Source organism: Streptomyces sp. Xyl84, assembly GCF_059731885.1.
The window spans coordinates 1,591,403-1,607,626 of sequence record NZ_AP029182.1; the positions used below are offsets into that span (position 1 = coordinate 1,591,403).

The window sequence follows — 16,224 nt, forward strand, 5'->3', positions numbered from 1 at the left end:
GCAGGGCGGGGACAAAGGAGTACGTCATGCGGAACACCGCACTTTACTGATCCAATCCAGCCGCTTCTCGATCAGTCAAGAGCAGCCAGGTCACCGATCGGCTTCGTTTCCCTGATACTTGTGAAGCGCAAGCGATTGCTTTGTAACGCATTCTTGACATGGGACGAGCCGGGCGCGGCTTCGAAGAAGCGGTAGATTTCACGGCGGTTGACGTCGGTCACAGCGGTGTACACGGGCCGCACCGGTGTCGTCGCGCTTCGTCGTCGTCACGTACGTCCTGGGTGGAGACACCCTTCGAAGGAGGCCCGGTGTCCACGAACGAGGTGGACGCGCCCACCCGGCAGGCCGCACCGCCCCGGACCGGTGGCACCGGGGGATTCGCCGACCGCTGGCCCTTCCGGCGCAAACTCAACGTCCTGGTCGGCGTCCCGCTCACCGTGGTCGGCCTGCTGCTCGCCTACCTCATCGCCGATCAGGTCGGCCAGGCCAGGGACGCGGCCGCCGCGGCCCGGCTGGTACGGGACAGCACCCAGGTCGCGGTGCTCGTCGACCGGGTGGAGGCCGAGCACCAGCAGGCCGTCCTGCTCTCGGTGCGCTACGAGGCCCAGGGCATCGGCGCCCGGCCCTCCTCCGCCGCCTACCGCACGGCGCAGGCGGCGGTCGACGCCCAGGTGGCCGTGGTGCGGCACGCGTTCGGCGGCCGGCTGCCCGGCACCGAGGCGCAGGCGCTGCGGGAGATCGAAGGCCTGAGCAGCCTGCGCGACACCGTGGAAGAGGGCTACCTGCCCGCCGACAACATCGACCCGGCCTACACGGGCGCCGCGAAGAACCTGATCGACGGTCTCGGCCTCGACCGGAACGCGGCCCTGGCGGCCACCTTCACCGGCAACCTGCTGGACTCCCTGCTGCGCGCCGACGCCGCGCACAGCTCCTTCGAGACCAGTGTGTTCTCCGCGACGACCGGCGACACCAACGCGCTCATCGAGTTCACCGGCGCGGTCGGCTCCTACGAGCTGTACGCCTACCAGGCCGACCGCTTCGCCCGGTTCGCCACCGCCGCGCAGGCCGACCGGCTCGCGGAGATGGAGCACACCCCCGCGCAGCGCCGGATCGCCGAGGCGTACGCCGAACTCCAGATCGACCCGAGCAGTCTGCAGGCGAACACCCCGGACCAGATCCGGCGCGCCTTCCAGGACGCGCTGGGCGACTACCCCTCCTATCCCGAACAGGCCGCCGCCCGGCTGAAGATCGCCTCCTCGCTCATCGACGAGATCGCCGGCTCGGCCGACGACGCCTCGACCGACGCGTGGTGGCGGGCCGCCGGGCTGCTGGCCGCCGCCCTGTTCGGCTTCCTCCTCTGGCTCGGTTTCTCGGTGGCCGTGCGCCGCTCGGTGGTCCGGCCGGTGCAGGCGCTCACCGGGGCCGCGCAGGAGGTGTCCGCCGCCACCGGACGGGAACTCGCCCGGGTCGCCGACGACGACTCCGACGACGCCGGGCCGCCGCGCCTCAAGGACGTGCCCGTCACCGCGCGCGACGAGATCGGCGACCTGGCGGCGGCGTTCAACCAGGTGCAGACCACTGCCGCGGCGCTGCTGGAGCGCCAGGTGCTCAGCCGCCGCAACGTCGCCGAGATGTTCGGCAACGTCGGCCGCAGGGTCAGCAACCTCACCACCCGTCAGCTCGCGCTGATCGACGCGGTCGAGCGCGGTGAGACGGATCCTGCCCTGCTCGAACGCCTCTACTCCATCGACCACATCGCCGTACGTCTGCGCCGCAACGCCGACAGCCTGATGCTGCTGGCCGGCATCCGCGAGGCCGTCCTGGACTCCGGCCCCACCGCGCTGACCAACGTGGTGCGCGCCGCGCTCGGCCAGATCGAGGACTACCAGCGGGTCCGGCTGTACGCCGGGACCGAGGTCATGGTCGCGCCGGACGTCATCGGCGACCTCACGCTGATGGTGGCCGAACTCCTGGAGAACGCGGTGGCGTTCTCCCCTGCGGGCAGTCCCGTCGAGGTGACGGTGCGCTCGGGGACGGAGGGCGCCTCGATCGCGGTCACCGACCACGGCCTCGGCATGAGCGCCGAACGCCTCGCCGAGGAGAACGCCCGGCTGGTCCGCCGCGAACGCCTCGACGTGGTGCCGACGAAGGTGCTCGGCCTGTTCGTGGTGGGCACGCTGGCCCGCCGCTGGGAGGTCGGGGTCACCCTCACCCGCACGGCGGGCGGCGGTGTCACGGCCGAGGTCACGATCCCCTCCGCCCTGCTGCTGACCCCGGATGCGGTGGCCTCCGGCGGCGACGCCGATGCCGGTTCCCCTGGCGCCACCGCGACCGGCGACGCCAGGGAGACCACCGGGCCGAGGCCGTCGGCCGCCGTGGCGCCGGAGCCCGCCTCGGACACCGGCGACGAACCCGGCGCACTCCCCCGCCGCCTCCCCCGGCGCGAGACGTCCCCCGGCAGGTCCGGCACGGAGACGGCCGCGGGGCGGGAACCGGCCGGATCCCCGGAGCCGGCCACGACCCCGGGAACAGCCGCAGTCCGGGAACAGACGGCAGAACAGGAACCGGACGAACGCCCGGAACGGACCACACGCCCGGAACCGGCCGCACGCCGGGAACAGGCCGCAGACCCGGAACCGGAACCGGACGAACGCCGAGACCGGACCGCTCACCCTGCGTCGGCATCAACGACATCGGCATCGGCATCCGCCCCAGGCTCGCAACCCGCCGTCGGCCGGCCCGCGGCGCAGACCCCGTTCATCCCCCGGGCCCGCAAGGAGACCGACCCGGCGGAAGCGGCGTCCGGCCGGACGGTGCCGGGTCAGGCCGGGCCCGGCCAGGCGCCGTCCTCCCGTCCGCTGCGCCGGCGTGTGCGCGGCGCGACCCTGCGCGCCGCCGGCGGCCCCTCCCCGAGCGCCCGCGAGAGCGCACGGCCCGCCGACGCCGACGCCGTGCGGTCCGCGCTGGAGGAGTTCGAGGCCGCCGTGGAGCGCGCCCACCGCGACACCGGCACCCGCTCCGCCGACGCCCCCGGCGGAGCGCCCGCGGACCCCCAGTCCGCCACCGGCCCGAACGGCCCCGCCGACCCCGCCCCGCACAGCCGTACCGACCCCCGCGCGGACGCCCGCACCACCCCGGCCACCACCGCGGAACCGACCGCCCCGCACCCCACCGCCCCCGACTCGCAGCACCAGAACGACCTCCCGGAAGGAGCCGAGCAGTGAGCACGTCGACAGGTGACACTCCGTCGGGAGGCACCACGCCGACCGACCTGCAGGCCGCCGCAGCCGACTTCACCTGGCTGCTGAACCGCTTCGCGACCGAGACCGCCGGCGTCGTCGACGCCATCGCCGTCTCCTCCGACGGACTGCTCATCGCCGTCTCGCAGTTGCGCGAGCACGCCGACTCCGAGCGGCTGGCCGCCATCGTCTCCGGCATCACCAGTCTGGCCGCCGGCGCCTCCGGCAACTACCGCCTCGGCGCGCTCAACAAGGTCATCATCGACCTGGAGGGCGGTCACGTCCTGGTGTCCGCGATCGGCAGCGGCGCGGTGCTCGGCGTGGTCACCGACAAGGAGGCCAAGCTCGGCAACATCGCCTACGAGATGACGCTGTTCGCCAACCGCGCCGGTGCCGCGCTCAGCCCGCAGCTCGTCCTCGAACTGAAGAACAACGTCGGCGCCGCCTCGGCGCGCTGACCGGTCACCGCCGGTCGAGGAAGGAAGAAGAACCCATGGCGGACGGCTCCCCGCCCCCGGGAGGAGACCCGGTGGGCCCCGCCCCCGCCGTGCGGCCGTTCCTGGTCACGGCCGGCCGGGTGGCGCCCACCGCCTCCGGCCGGCCGGTGCCCGTGGAGACCCAGGTGGTGGCCACCGCCGCCGGTCTCGCGGCGCTGGGCGGCCTGTCCTTCGAGCAGCACGACATCATCGCCGCCTGCCGCCTGCCGCTGTCCGTCGCGGAACTCGCGGCCCGGCTGCGGCTGCACCTCAACGTGGTGCGGGTCCTCACCGAGGACCTGCGCGCCGCGGGGCAGCTGACGGTGCACGTGCCCGACTCCGGCGTGATCCACGACGCCTCCGTCCTGCGCAGGGTTATCGATGGCCTGCGGGCCATCCCCGACTCCCGGGGAGTACTCCGTGACACCGACTGAACAACTCGCCCGCGGCACCGCCGCGGCGGCCGGCCAGAGCGCCGTACGGCCGCCGCTGCCGGTCAAGATGGTGATCGCGGGCGGCTTCGGCGTGGGGAAGACCACCGCGGTCGGCTCCATCTCCGAGATCGAGCCGCTGACCACCGAGGCGGCCATCACCGAGGTCGCCGCGGGCGTCGACGACCTCACCCACACCCCGCGCAAGACGACCACCACGGTCGCCATGGACTTCGGGTGCATCACCATCGACCCGACGCTGAAGCTGTACCTGTTCGGCACACCCGGCCAGGAACGGTTCGGCTTCATGTGGGACGACATCGTGGAGGGCGCGGTCGGCGGACTCGTCATCGTCGACACCCGCCGCCTGGACGACTGCTACGCGGCCGTCGACTACTTCGAGCACCGGCGGATCCCGTTCGCGGTGGCGCTCAACGCCTTCGACGGGCGGGTGGACCACTCCCTGGAGGAGGTCCGCTGGGCGCTCGACGTCTCCGAGCACGTCCCGGTGGTCGTCTTCGACGCACGGGAACGCGGCTCGGTGCGCGACGCGCTGCTGGTCGTCCTGGAGCTGGCGCTGGCGCGGACCGAGGCGTGAGCCCCTGACACCGGAGCGAACGGCCGGCCCCTGTCCCCGGGGCGACCGGCCGGCCGACTGCCCCTGGCCCCGAGGCGACCGCCGGACGGGCCGGCACGCTGACGCGAGGGGACCGGGCGGTTCGTGGCGCGGCCCGCCCGGTCGGCTCCGTCAGGTACCGCGCCGCACGCCCCGGGACACCGTGAGCCGGGCCGCGGCCCAGAACAGCAGGAGCGTGGCGAGCGCCAGCGCCGCGACCAGGCTGGCGCCGCCCACCACTTTCTCGTAGTTGCGCTGGTAGAGACCGTCGATGACGTAGCGGCCGAGGCCGCCGATGCCGACGTAGGCGGCGATGGTCGCCGTGGAGACGATCTGGATGGCGCCCGAGCGCAGGCCGCTGAGGATCAGCGGGAGCGCGACCGGCAGTTCGACGCGGAAGAGGATCCGCGACTCCTGCATGCCCATCCCCCGTGCCGCGTCCACCGGCGACGGGTCGACCGAGCGCATCGACTCGTAGGTGGTCACCAGGATCGGCGGGACGGCGAGGACGACCAGCGGGACCATGACGGGGACCAGGCCGAAGCCGACCAGCGTGGTCATCAGCACCAGCAGGCCGAAACTGGGCAGCGCCCGCCCGGCGGTGGCCAGGAACGCGAGGACGTTGCCGCCGCGCCCGTAGTGCCCGGTGACCAGGCCGACCGGCAGCCCGATGGCGGCGGCGATGCCGAGCGCGATCAGGCAGTAGCGCAGGTGCTCGGCCAGACGCGTGGGGATGCCGTCGTAGCCGTGCCAGTGGGCGCTGTCGCTGAAGAAGGCGTTGACGAAGTGCAGTACGTTCACCGGGCGGGGTCCTCCCGTACGGACACGGCCGGCTCCGGCCGCTCCTCGGCGGTCCGGGGCCCGCGGCGGCCGGTGCCGCGCGGCATCCACGGGGTCAGCAGGAACCGTACGCCGACCAGCACGGCGTCGACGAGGATGGCCAGGACGGCGGTGGTGACCACGGAGTTCACCGCCAGCTCGGGCCGGTGGTAGATGTTCGCGTCGTTGAGCAGGTTGCCGAGCGCGCCCTGGTTGCCGATGAGCATGCCGACGCTGACCAGGGAGATGCTGGACACGGTGGCCACGCGCAGCCCGGCGAAGATGGCGGGCACCGCGATCGGCAGCTGCACCTGGAAGTAACGCCGTACGGGACCCAGTCCCAGGGCGGTGGCGGCGGCCAGCGTCTCCTGCGGCACCGCGCGGACGCCGTCGACGATGGCCGGGACGAGCACGACCAGGCTGTAGACGGCCAGCGGGATCATGACGGTCAGCTCGGTCTGGCCGGTGTAGTCGATGAGGAAGACGATGAAGGCCAGGGACGGGACGGCGTACAGCACCGTCGTCAGGCCGAGCACCGGCGGGTAGAGCCAGCGGAAGCGCACACACAGCTGGGCGATCGGCAGGGAGGCGACGAGGCCCGCGAGGACGGGCAGCAGCGCCTCGCGCAGGTGCAGTCCGATCAGGCCGAACCAGCTGTGCTGGAGGTCGCTCGGGAGGTCGAAGAAGCGGTTCATCGGGCGGCCTTGGCGTCCGCGCCGGCGTGCTCGCCGGCCTCCGTTCGCCCTTCCGCGTCCGTACGGCCCCCGGCGTGCGCGGCGCGGATGGCCGCGCCGATGGTCTGCTGCGAGACCACGCCGACCGCGCGGCCGGTGTCGTCCACGCCGACCGCCCAGCCGGTCGGCGAGAGCACGGCGCAGTCCAGGGCGGCGCGCAGGGATTCGCCGCCCCGCACGAAGGGCCGCCCGTGGGGCAGCAGCCGGACCGGGTCGATCCGGCCGCCCGTCAGGTCGCCGGGCTCGCCCCAGCCGAGCGGGCGGCCGTCGGGGCCGGTGACGAGGAGGTAGGGCACGTCGGCACTCGCGCGGGCGGCGATCTGCTCGGCGGTGGAGTCCACGGCGACGATCGGCGAGGTGAGCAGCTCCAGTTCCGCGGTGCCGAAGAAGGACAGCCGGCGGATGCCGCGGTCGGTGCCGAGGAAGTCCTCGACGAAGGCGTCGGCGGGGTGGGTCAGCAGCTCGGCGGGCGGGGCGTACTGGGCGAGCCGGCCGCCGGTGCGCAGCACCGCGACCATGGTGCCCAGTCTGATGGCCTCGTCGATGTCGTGGGTGACGAAGACGATGGTCTTGCCCAGCTCGTCCTGGATGCGCAGCAGTTCCTCCTGGAGGCCCTTGCGCACCACCGGGTCCACGGCGGAGAACGGCTCGTCCATCAGCAGCACCGGCGGGTCCGCGGCGAGCGCCCGCGCCACGCCGACGCGCTGCTGCTGGCCGCCCGACAGCTGGTAGGGGTAGCGCTTGGCGAGCGCGGAGTCGAGGCCGACGCGCTCCATCAACTCCACGGCCCGCGCACGGGACTTCTGCTTGCCCCAGCCCAGCAGCCGGGGCACGGTGGCGATGTTGTCGACGATGGTGCGGTGCTGGAAGAGCCCGGCGTTCTGGATGACGTAACCCATCGACCGGCGCAGGGTGTTGACGGGTTGTTCCTTGACGTCGGCGCCGTCGAGGAGGATGCGGCCCTCGCTCGGCTCGACCATGCGGTTGATCATGCGCAGGGTGGTGGTCTTGCCGCAGCCTGACGGCCCGACGAGAACGGTGATCGAGCGGTCCGGTATCTCCAGCGAGAGCCGGTCGACCGCCACCGTGCCGTCCGGGTACCGCTTGGTGACTGAATCTATGCGTATCAAAACGCCGCATACCCTTCGGGTCTGGCAGTAGCTGCCCGCTCTCGGCCACGGTCGCGCGGGCCGTTGCGGAGAGAGTCTAGACGCCCGGGATTGCGGCAGGATTGCAGCACCCGTGCGGGGCACGGCCGTCGAGGGGCGGCCGCTCCGGACACGACACCGCACCCGGCGCGGCGGCTTCGGCCGTCACACCGGGTGCGGTGCGAAGTGGGTCGGTGTCCGGGCGCGCCCGCCCGGCACGGCGTGAAACCGCCCGGGATGCGGTACGCGGAGGCCCGCGCCACGGGGTACGAGTACGAGGCGCGCCCGCGCGATCCGGTGCACGCACACGACGCCGCGTACCGGCACGGTGCGCGGCTGCCCGCGCCACGGGTACGGCGCGCGGCGCCCGGCCCGCGCACGCCCCCGGCGCCGTGTGCGGCATGCGCGCCGTCGGCCGACGTGTCACGCGCGCCGTTCTGCACGGCGCGCGTGTCGGGTCACGGCGCCGTGGACGCCGCGGCCGGCAGGCCGGGTCAGGTGCGGCCGGGTCCCCCGCTGCCGAAGGATCCGCTGCTGCCCGGAGCCCAGCGGCTGCGGTGCTGGTCCTGGCTGCGCCGGGTGCTCGCCGCGTGCAGCTCGTGCGGCAGGAGCCGCTTCCCGTCGTCGCCGCAGTGCACCTCGTCGGGCTCGCGCCTCTCGCTGATCTCCTCGACGGCGCCGGTGACCGGCAGGTGCGGCTGTTCGGACGTCTCGGGCCGGTTCGGCTCGCGGCGCATCACTCCGATGCCCATGCTGACGGCCCAGACGAGCGCCACCACGATGACGAGCCCGCCGATGAAGGCACCGAGCGTGGCCCACACGTGCGGAGCCACGGCCAGTACGACGTTGGACGCTGTGCCCATGTCTTCCACCCGCCTCTGCGGAGATGCGGCGAAACAACCGGCGGCGCCGACGACGCCACCGATGTCCCATATTGTCCCACCGTGGCCATTGTCCCACCACGGCAGGCCGCCGCAAAGCGCCGCCGGGGCGGCGCCTGTCGCCCCGGCCCCGGCTCAGCCCTCGGCGGGCGTCAGCCGCAGCGAGATGCTGTTGATGCAGTACCGCTGGTCGGTCGGGGTGGAGTACCCCTCACCCTCGAACACGTGCCCGAGGTGCGACCCGCAGCGGGCGCAGCGCACCTCGGTGCGCACCATCCCGTGCGAACGGTCCTGGAGGAGTTCCACCGCGTCGGTGTCCTTCGGGTCGTAGAAGGACGGCCAGCCGCAGTGGGACTCGAACTTGGTGTCGGAGGTGAACAGCTCCGCGCCGCAGGCACGGCAGGAGTAGACACCCTTGGTCTTGGTGTCGGTGTACTCGCCGGTGAAGGCGGGCTCCGTCGCGGCCTGGCGCAGCACGGCGTACTCGGCCGGGTTCAGCTCCTCGCGCCACTGCTCGTCCGGCTTGTCCACGTCGTACGCCATGAGCCCTCAGCCCCTTCGCTCAGTTCTGCTGCAGTCGGTCCAGGATGCGCGGCCCGAGGTCGGTGACGTCGCCCGCGCCCATGGTGAGAACGAGATCACCGGGCTTGGCCATTCCCGCGATCACGTCGGGGATCTCGGCCTTGTCGTGGACCGCGGTGACGTCGGCGCCGGCGGCCCGGGCGGAGGCGATGATCAGTTCGCTGGTGACGCCCGGGACCGGTTCCTCGCGGGCCGGGTAGATGTCCAGGACGACGGAGGCGTCGGCGAGGGCGAGCGACTGGCCCATCTCCTTGCCCAGTTCCTGGGTGCGGGAGAAGAGGTGCGGCTGGAAGACGACCAGGATCCGGGCGTCGCCCGCGGCGGCGCGCATCGCCTCCAGGTCGGCGGTCATCTCGGTGGGGTGGTGGGCGTAGGAGTCGATCACCTGGACGCCGGCGGCCTCGCCCTTGAGCTGGAGGCGCCGCTTGACGCCGGTGTAGGCGGCCAGGGCGGGGGCCAGTTCGGCGGCCGGGACGCCGAGGGCGGCGCCGGCGGCGAGCGCGGCGACGGCGTTGTGGGCGTAGTGGCGGCCGGGCACGGAGACCGTGAAGGTCAGCTCGGTGCCGTCCAGCACGACGGTGACCTCGCTCTTGAGGCCCTGCGGCACCACGGACAGGATGCGCACGTCGGCGTCGGCGGACTCGCCGTACGTCACCGTCCGCACCGATCCGGCCAGGCGCCGGGTCAGCTCGCGCGCGCCCTCGTGGTCGGCGGCGATCACCAGCGTGCCGCCGGGGACGATCTTCCCGGCGAAGGTCTCGAAGGACTCGTAGATCTCGTCGATCGAGGCGTAGTTGGCGTGGTGGTCGAGTTCGACGTTGAGGACGATGGCGACCTCGGGCGCGTACTTGTGGAAGCTGCGGTCCGACTCGTCCGCCTCGGCGACGAAGATGTCGCCCTCGCCGTGCAGCGCGTTGGAGCCGGGGGCGTCCAGGTCGCCGCCGATGGCGTACGACGGCTTCAGGCCCAGCTCGGTCAGACAGACCGCCAGCATCGAGGTGGTGGTGGTCTTGCCGTGGGTGCCGGCCACCGCGATCGGGCGCAGGCCGTCCATCAGGGCGGCCAGGGCGTCGGAGCGGTGGACGGCCGGGATGCCCAGCTCGGCCGCCCGGACCAGTTCCGGATTGTCCGCGCGGATCGCCGAGGAGACGACGACGCAGGTCGCGTCGGCGGCGAGGTGGTCCGCCGCGTGCCCGATGTGCACGGTGGCGCCCAGCGCTCGCAGCGCCTCGGCGGTCGCCGACTCCTTGGCGTCGCTGCCGGCCACCCGGGCGCCGCGCTGCGCGAGGATCTTGGCGATGCCCGACATTCCGGCGCCGCCGATGCCGATGAAGTGCGGTCGGTCCATGGCGGTAGGAAGGCCGGGTGCCATGCGCTGTTCTCCCCAGGTGGTGCGGCGTCGGTACGGGCGTGCGGCGCACCGCGGGCGCGGGCGCCGCCCCAGCCTAAGCCTTGCTGTGCGAGAACAGCTTCAGGACCGGCACGCCGACCTTGTGGCGGGCCCGCGAGGCCCAGTCGCGGTGGAAGAACTCTTCCACGTAGTGCGGGTCGGTCAGCACGATCACCTCGTCCGCCCCGGCCTGGGCGACCAGGGATCTGAGGGCGTCCAGCGGGTGGTTCTCGACGAGCCGGCCCTCGGCGTCGGCACCGGCCGCGCGCAGCGCCTTGAGGGAGACGTCCAGGGCCTGTTCGCCCTCGCCCTTGGCGGCCTCGCCCTCGGGTGTCCCGCCCTCGCGCGCGGCCTCGTCGATCTCGCCGAGGGCGATGTCGTCGATGGCCCGCAGCAGCCGGTCCGCCTGGTCCCCGCGCGGCTGGAGCAGCACCTCGAAGCGGACCGCCTCCTCCCCGTGCAAAGTCGTGACGAACTCCACGTCGGCGGACGTCAGGGCCTTCTCGATCATCAGTACGCTTGTGAACACCAGACGCCCTTTCTCGTGTGAGGGCCGCGCCCTCTCGCTACCTCCGTGTGGGCCGGAAACAGCCCCCGCAGAAACCATCCTGCCCTGTGATCGCACGGGTATCGCCGGAATTCCTCCCGCTGCCACCACCTGAACGGAATTACCAATTCCGCTTTCGGGCGACGCCGGGCCGTTCCCGGCCGTCCCGGTGGGGAGCACCGGGGGCGGGAGTGAGGGGGGCGGCGCCTCCTCGTCACGCCCGGGGCGGGCCGGCGCCCGGCCGTCACGCCCGCTGGTAGCGGCTGAACAGGAACCCCTCCTCCTCCAGCAGGGAGGCCAGGGTGAATCGGTGCGGGACAGCGACCGGGGGCCCGCCCGCGATGCGCTGGGCGTCGCCCGCGGTCAGCGTCGGCGAGACGGTCAGGCACAGCTCGTCCAGGACCCCGGAGGCCACCATCTGCCCGAGCAGACGCGGACCGCCCTCGGTCAGCAGACGGGTGTGGCCCAGTCCGGCCAGCGCCCGCACCGCACGCGGGGGGTCGATGCCCACGCCGTCGCCCGCGGTCACCACGCGCGCCCCCGCCCGCTCGGCCGCCGCGATCCGGTCGGGCGCCGCGGCGGCACCCGTGAGGATCAGCGTGGGCACCAGGGGCGAGGTGAACAGCGGCAGGGAGAAGTCCAGCTCCAGACCGGCGGTGACGACCGCGATCGCCGGGGCCGGCCCCTGCCCGGCCGCCGCCCGCAGGGCCGCGAACTCCCCGCGCGCGCGGGCCGGGCGGTACCCCTCCTGCCGTACGGTCTCGGCGCCGACCACCACCACGTCGGCCAGCGCCCGCAGCGTGCCGAAGATCCGCATGTCGGCGGCGCCGGAGATGGGCTGCGAACGGCCCTCGTGCTGCGCCGCCCCGTCGAGCGTGGAGACCATGTTGGCCCGCAGCCAGGGCTCCCGGCCGCCGGCCGCGGGCTCGGGGTAGGCGTAGGCCTCGGCCAGCTCGGCGAGGGTCCACTCCCGGTCCGCGAGGGCGGCGCTCACGCGCTCACCGCCGGCTCCGGCGGCCCCGCGCGAGGTCTGGGCTGCTGTTTCGTCGGTCACAGGGAACAGGCGTCGCATGCCGTGCAGTGTTCCACGCGGCTTACCATGGGGAACCGTGTCGTCCTCCACAGCCGCCTCCCGGCTCAGCCCCGTGACCGGTGCCACCCCGCTCTCCCTGTGCGCCCGCGAGCCGCACGTCCCGGCGGACCGGCTGGTCGCCGAGATGGTGCCGCCGCCGCGGTTCGACTCGGTGCGCTTCGCGACGTACATCCCGGACCCGAAGCAGCCGAGCCAGACGGAGGCGGTGCGCGTCCTGGAGGACTTCGCCGCCGGACTCGGCGGCGCGCCCGCAGCCGGTTCCGCCCGGCGCGGCCTCTTCGGCCTCGGCAGGGCCCGGACGAAGACGCCGAAGACCCCGGCCGCACCGCGCGGCGTCTACCTGGACGGCGGTTACGGCGTCGGCAAGACGCACCTGCTCGCCTCCCTGTGGCACGCCACCCCGGCCGAGCCCGCGCTCAAGGCGTTCGGCACGTTCGTGGAGCTGACCAACCTGGTGGGCGCCCTCGGCTTCCAGAAGACGGTCCAGACGCTCTCCGGGCACCGGCTGCTGTGCATCGACGAGTTCGAGCTGGACGACCCCGGCGACACCGTGCTCGTGTCCACCCTGCTCGGCCGCCTGGTCGAGGCGGGGGTCGCGCTCGCCGCCACCTCCAACACGCTGCCGGGCAAGCTCGGCGAGGGCCGGTTCGCCGCCGCCGACTTCCTGCGCGAGATCCAGGGCCTGTCGGCGCACTTCCGTACGCTGCGCATCGACGGCGAGGACTACCGCCACCGGGGTCTGCCCGAGGCCCCCGCGCCCTTCTCCGACGAGCAGGTCACGAAGGCGGCGCAGACCACCGAGAACGCCTCGCTCGACGACTTCGCCCAGCTCCTGGAGCACCTGGCCAGGGTGCACCCCAGCCGCTACGGTGCGCTGACCGACGGCCTGGGGGCCGTGTGCCTGACCGGGGTGCGGCCGGTGCCCGACCAGTCGACCGCGCTGCGGCTCGTCGTGCTCGCGGACCGGCTCTACGACCGTGAGGTGCCGGTGCTGGCCTCCGGACTGCCGTTCGACCGGCTGTTCAGCGAGGAGATGCTGAACGGCGGCTACCGCAAGAAGTACTTCCGCGCGATATCCCGGCTCACCGCCCTCGCCCGCGACGCCAAGAGCCTCGTCGAGACCGCCTGACCCGGCGCCCGGCGTCGGCACCGGCCGAGAAGCGGCCTTTATCCGAACACGTGGGCGATTAGCTCGAACATGCGGGCGACATCGCCGCACACCGGCGTCCGGTTCGCGCCAATACCCCCGCACTTTTCGGGCGCCTTACGCGCCGTAACACGGCGTTAACCCAGCGGAAGGCCATGCCGGGCTATCGTGCTTCTTGACCATCCATTGACCAATCCTTGGTGTGTTCTAGAGCTACGTGCGGTGCGGAGGGAGGCGCATGTTCCGAGGCCCGGCGGCCCGCGCCGCACTCGCGCTCCTCACCGCCGCCCTGCTCGCCCTCCTCCTCGCCGCACCGGCAGCCCCCTTGCCATCCGCGCAGGCGGGGCGCCACGCCGGGGCCGCCGCGCAGCCCGGCGGCACCCCGCCCGGCGCGTGGCAGCAGGAGGAGGAGGAGCGCTCCACCCCGCGCGAGCGCGCCCCGGCCCACCACCCGGCCGGTCCGGTGCGCGCCCGCGCCTGTCACCGGGCCGCCGGCCCCCCGCCGGCCCCGGCCCGCGGACAGCAGCCCGTCGCCGCCCACGAAGCGGCCGTGCCCGGCGTCCCGTCCGCCCGCCCGCCCGGACCCCTGACCGGCACCACCCCGGCCGCGCTCCAGGTCTTCCGCTGCTGAACCGCGCACCCGTCTCCCTCGCGCACACCCCCCACCTCTGTCGTGTCAGCCCGACGCGCCCGCACGGCGCGCCAGGAGGAGTCACCGCACATGCAGCCCCTCATCGACAACGCCCGTACGTTCGGACAGCGCCCCGAGGAGTTCGCCGAACTCGCCGCGGGCCAGTCCCCCCAGGTCCTGTTCATCACCTGCTCCGACTCACGGGTCGTCCCGGCCCTGATCACCGGCGCCCGCCCCGGCCAGCTCTTCGAGCTGCGCACCGCGGGCAACATCGTGCCGCCGTACGACCCGGCCCGTCCCACCGCCGAGGCCGCCACCGTCGAGTACGCCGTGCAGGTGCTCGGCGTGCGGGACATCGTGGTCTGCGGCCACTCGCACTGCGGCGCCGTCGGCGCCCTGGTCCGCGGCGACGACCTCGACGCCGTCCCCGCGGTGCGCGACTGGCTGGCGGGAGCCACACCCCCGCCGACGGGACCGGCCGAGGACCCGTGCGTCGCCGAGGGCGTCCAGAGCCATGTCCTCACGCAGCTGCTGCGGCTGCGCTCGTACCCGTGCGTCGCGCGCGGGCTGGCCGACGGGACCGTGTCCCTGCACGCCTGGTACTACGAGGTGCACACCGGTGCCGTCCTCGCGCACCGGCCCCGGACCGACACCTTCACGGCCCTGTGAGCGCCGCCGTGAAGACCGCGATATCCAGGTTCCCCTTCCTCCGGCAGGACTTCACCGCCTCGCTCGTCGTCTTCCTCGTCGCGCTGCCGCTGTGCGTCGGCGTGGCCGTCGCCTCCGGCGTACCGGCCGAACTCGGCCTCGTCACGGGCATCGTGGGCGGTCTGGTAACCGGGTTCCTGCCGGGCAGCAGCCTGCAGGTGTCCGGGCCGGCCGCCGGACTGACCGTGCTCGTGTTCGAGGCCGTCCGCGAGTTCGGGCTGCCCGTGCTGGGCGTGATCGTGCTGTGCGCTGGGCTGCTCCAGCTCGCCATGGGCGCGCTGCGGCTCGGGCGCTGGTTCCGGGCCATCTCGGTCTCCGTGGTCGAGGGGATGCTGGCCGGCATCGGGCTCGTGCTCATCGCCGGTCAGCTCTACACGGCGGCCGGGCTGAAGGCCCCGGCCGCCGGCCTCGACAAGATCACCGGGCTGCCGGGCGCGCTCGCCGGCGCCCTGGGCAGTCCCGGGGCGGCGGCCTCCCTCGCGCTCGGCGCGGGCACCGTCGCCGTGCTGGTGCTGTGGACGCGCCTGCCGGACCGCACCCGACCCGGCGGGGCGGCACGGCCGCTGTGGGCGGGCGTGCGCGCCGTCCCGGGCGCCCTGGTCGCGGTGGTCCTGGCCACGCTCGTCTCCCTCGCGTTCGGCCTGCCCGTCGCCACCGTCCGGGTCCAGGGCCTGTTCGACGCGGTCCAGCCGCCCGGTGCCGGGGCCTTCGGCGAACTGGCCGGCCCCGCGATCTACGGCACCGTCCTCGCCTTCACGCTCATCGCCTCGGCGGAGAGCCTGTTCAGCGCGGCGGCCGTGGACCGGCTGCACGACGGACCACGCACCCGCTACGACAAGGAACTGATGGCCCAGGGCGCGGGCAACTGCGTGTGCGGGCTGCTCGGCGCGCTGCCGATGACCGCCGTGATCGTCCGCAGTTCGGCCAACGTGCGGGCCGGTGCGCGCACCAAGGCGTCCCGGGTGCTGCACGGGGTGTGGCTGCTGCTGTTCGCGGCGCTGCTGCCGTCCGCGCTGGCGCTCATACCGCTGCCCGCGCTCGCCGGCATCCTCGTGCACGCGGGCTGGAAGCTGATCCCCTTCCGCCAGGTGGCCTCGCTGTGGCGCACGCACCGGGGCGAGGTGCTGGTCCTGGTGGCGACGGCCGGGTCCATCGTCGCGCTGAACATGTTCGAGGGCGTGCTGATCGGTCTGGCCCTGTCGGTCGCCAAGACCGCCTGGGAGGCCTCCCACGTGAAGCTGGACGTCGTCGACAAGGGCGCGGGCCCGGTCCAGGCGTACCTGACGGGCAACGCGACGTTCCTGCGGCTGCCGAGGATCCTCGACAGCCTGGAGTCCCTCCCCCGGGACCGCCCGGTCGAACTGCACCTCGCCGGCCTGCACCACCTCGACCACGCCTGCCGCACGGCCCTGGAGACCTGGGCCGAACGCCACAGCACGGCGGAGACGGAGCCGGTGAGACTGCTGACGCCGGCGCCCTGACGGCAGGGCCGCCGGCGCGGTGACGGACGGCGGGGCGGGCGGCCCGGCGCGGTGCCCCGGGGCGACGGCGGCTGGCCGACGCCGGGGCGGACGGCGACGCGGTCCGCCCGCCCCCGCCGCCGGGCGGGCCGGGCCGCCCGCCGGTATGCCGTCCGGCCGCCCCGCGCCCGCTGCCCGGCCTCCGGCTGCCGGGGGGCGGCCGGACGGCCGTCTCCCGGCGAGGACTCGACCGTGTTCTCGGGGCGGGCATATCGTTGAACAAGGCCTCTCACGGGCGTTCGGACGACTGGTCGAGGAGTCG

Annotated in this window: 17 protein-coding genes; 8 read left to right on the forward strand and 9 right to left on the reverse strand. The window is 73.7% G+C overall.

Annotated elements, in window-relative coordinates:
- Positions 1-71 precede the first annotated feature (71 nt).
- Positions 72-221, reverse strand: a complete 150-nt coding sequence (locus AC6I72_RS06835) for a hypothetical protein (protein ID WP_497999969.1) — start codon at positions 219-221, stop codon at positions 72-74.
- Between the two features lie 87 nt (positions 222-308).
- Between AC6I72_RS06835 and AC6I72_RS06840 the strand changes: the two genes are divergently transcribed.
- From AC6I72_RS06840 to AC6I72_RS06855, 4 genes are read left to right on the forward strand one after another with little or no spacing between them, the layout of a single operon-like run.
- Complete coding sequence (locus AC6I72_RS06840) at positions 309-3,224, forward strand: sensor histidine kinase (protein ID WP_497999970.1); 2,916 nt, start codon at positions 309-311, stop codon at positions 3,222-3,224.
- On the forward strand, positions 3,221-3,697 hold the full coding sequence (locus AC6I72_RS06845; RefSeq protein ID WP_497999971.1) for a roadblock/LC7 domain-containing protein: 477 nt from the start codon (positions 3,221-3,223) through the stop codon (positions 3,695-3,697). The genes AC6I72_RS06840 and AC6I72_RS06845 overlap by 4 nt, the downstream gene beginning before the upstream one ends.
- A 35-nt stretch (positions 3,698-3,732) precedes the next feature.
- Positions 3,733-4,149, forward strand: coding sequence for a DUF742 domain-containing protein (locus AC6I72_RS06850; protein WP_037858567.1), 417 nt, complete (start codon positions 3,733-3,735; stop codon positions 4,147-4,149).
- Positions 4,136-4,744, forward strand: a complete 609-nt coding sequence (locus AC6I72_RS06855; RefSeq protein WP_497999972.1) for a GTP-binding protein — start codon at positions 4,136-4,138, stop codon at positions 4,742-4,744. The genes AC6I72_RS06850 and AC6I72_RS06855 overlap by 14 nt, the downstream gene beginning before the upstream one ends.
- Positions 4,745-4,894: 150 nt before the next feature.
- On the opposite strand, the gene AC6I72_RS06860 is transcribed toward AC6I72_RS06855, so the two are convergent.
- From AC6I72_RS06860 to AC6I72_RS06895, 8 genes are all read right to left on the reverse strand, one after another.
- Positions 4,895-5,563, reverse strand: a complete 669-nt coding sequence (locus AC6I72_RS06860; RefSeq protein WP_497999973.1) for an ABC transporter permease — start codon at positions 5,561-5,563, stop codon at positions 4,895-4,897.
- Positions 5,560-6,276, reverse strand: coding sequence for an ABC transporter permease (locus AC6I72_RS06865; RefSeq protein ID WP_497999974.1), 717 nt, complete (start codon positions 6,274-6,276; stop codon positions 5,560-5,562). Before AC6I72_RS06865 ends, AC6I72_RS06860 begins: the two co-directional genes overlap by 4 nt.
- Positions 6,273-7,445 (reverse strand): ABC transporter ATP-binding protein, encoded by a 1,173-nt coding sequence (locus tag AC6I72_RS06870; protein ID WP_497999975.1) that lies wholly within the window; start codon positions 7,443-7,445, stop codon positions 6,273-6,275. The genes AC6I72_RS06865 and AC6I72_RS06870 overlap by 4 nt, the downstream gene beginning before the upstream one ends.
- Before the next feature lie 512 nt (positions 7,446-7,957).
- Positions 7,958-8,326 (reverse strand): DUF6479 family protein, encoded by a 369-nt coding sequence (locus AC6I72_RS06875; RefSeq protein WP_497999976.1) that lies wholly within the window; start codon positions 8,324-8,326, stop codon positions 7,958-7,960.
- A 153-nt stretch (positions 8,327-8,479) separates the two neighbouring features.
- Positions 8,480-8,887, reverse strand: a complete 408-nt coding sequence (gene msrB / locus AC6I72_RS06880) for a peptide-methionine (R)-S-oxide reductase MsrB (RefSeq protein WP_497999977.1) — start codon at positions 8,885-8,887, stop codon at positions 8,480-8,482.
- A gap of 19 nt (positions 8,888-8,906) precedes the next feature.
- Positions 8,907-10,298, reverse strand: a complete 1,392-nt coding sequence (gene murC / locus AC6I72_RS06885; RefSeq protein ID WP_497999978.1) for a UDP-N-acetylmuramate--L-alanine ligase — start codon at positions 10,296-10,298, stop codon at positions 8,907-8,909.
- Between the two features lie 73 nt (positions 10,299-10,371).
- Positions 10,372-10,845, reverse strand: coding sequence for an indole-3-glycerol phosphate synthase (locus AC6I72_RS06890; protein WP_366728864.1), 474 nt, complete (start codon positions 10,843-10,845; stop codon positions 10,372-10,374).
- A gap of 262 nt (positions 10,846-11,107) precedes the next feature.
- Positions 11,108-11,935 carry a pyrimidine reductase family protein gene (locus AC6I72_RS06895; RefSeq protein ID WP_497999979.1) on the reverse strand — a complete coding sequence of 276 codons (828 nt, stop codon included), beginning with the start codon at positions 11,933-11,935 and terminating at the stop codon, positions 11,108-11,110.
- A 37-nt stretch (positions 11,936-11,972) separates the two neighbouring features.
- Between AC6I72_RS06895 and zapE the strand changes: the two genes are divergently transcribed.
- The 4 genes from zapE to AC6I72_RS06915 all read left to right on the forward strand — a co-directional run bounded on the left by zapE (position 11,973) and on the right by AC6I72_RS06915 (position 15,923).
- Positions 11,973-13,085 (forward strand): cell division protein ZapE, encoded by a 1,113-nt coding sequence (gene zapE, locus AC6I72_RS06900; protein WP_497999980.1) that lies wholly within the window; start codon positions 11,973-11,975, stop codon positions 13,083-13,085.
- Between the two features lie 256 nt (positions 13,086-13,341).
- Positions 13,342-13,734, forward strand: coding sequence for a hypothetical protein (locus AC6I72_RS06905; protein WP_497999981.1), 393 nt, complete (start codon positions 13,342-13,344; stop codon positions 13,732-13,734).
- A gap of 90 nt (positions 13,735-13,824) precedes the next feature.
- A complete protein-coding gene (locus AC6I72_RS06910) occupies positions 13,825-14,403 on the forward strand; it encodes a carbonic anhydrase (protein ID WP_497999982.1) in 579 nt (192 codons plus the stop codon).
- Between the two features lie 8 nt (positions 14,404-14,411).
- The gene (locus tag AC6I72_RS06915; RefSeq protein WP_497999983.1) at positions 14,412-15,923 is read left to right on the forward strand and encodes a SulP family inorganic anion transporter; all 1,512 of its coding nucleotides are present in this window, start codon (positions 14,412-14,414) and stop codon (positions 15,921-15,923) included.
- Positions 15,924-16,224: the final 301 nt, after the last annotated feature.

Coding starts and splice junctions, on each gene's coding strand:
- AC6I72_RS06905 (WP_497999981.1), top strand. CDS start 13,342: ATGTTCCGAGGCCCGGCGGCCCGCGCCGCACTCGCGCTCCTCACCGCC.
- AC6I72_RS06875 (WP_497999976.1), bottom strand. CDS start 8,326: ATGGGCACAGCGTCCAACGTCGTACTGGCCGTGGCTCCGCACGTGTGG.
- msrB (WP_497999977.1), bottom strand. CDS start 8,887: ATGGCGTACGACGTGGACAAGCCGGACGAGCAGTGGCGCGAGGAGCTG.
- AC6I72_RS06865 (WP_497999974.1), bottom strand. CDS start 6,276: ATGAACCGCTTCTTCGACCTCCCGAGCGACCTCCAGCACAGCTGGTTC.
- AC6I72_RS06850 (WP_037858567.1), top strand. CDS start 3,733: ATGGCGGACGGCTCCCCGCCCCCGGGAGGAGACCCGGTGGGCCCCGCC.
- AC6I72_RS06910 (WP_497999982.1), top strand. CDS start 13,825: ATGCAGCCCCTCATCGACAACGCCCGTACGTTCGGACAGCGCCCCGAG.
- AC6I72_RS06895 (WP_497999979.1), bottom strand. CDS start 11,935: ATGCGACGCCTGTTCCCTGTGACCGACGAAACAGCAGCCCAGACCTCG.
- murC (WP_497999978.1), bottom strand. CDS start 10,298: ATGGCACCCGGCCTTCCTACCGCCATGGACCGACCGCACTTCATCGGC.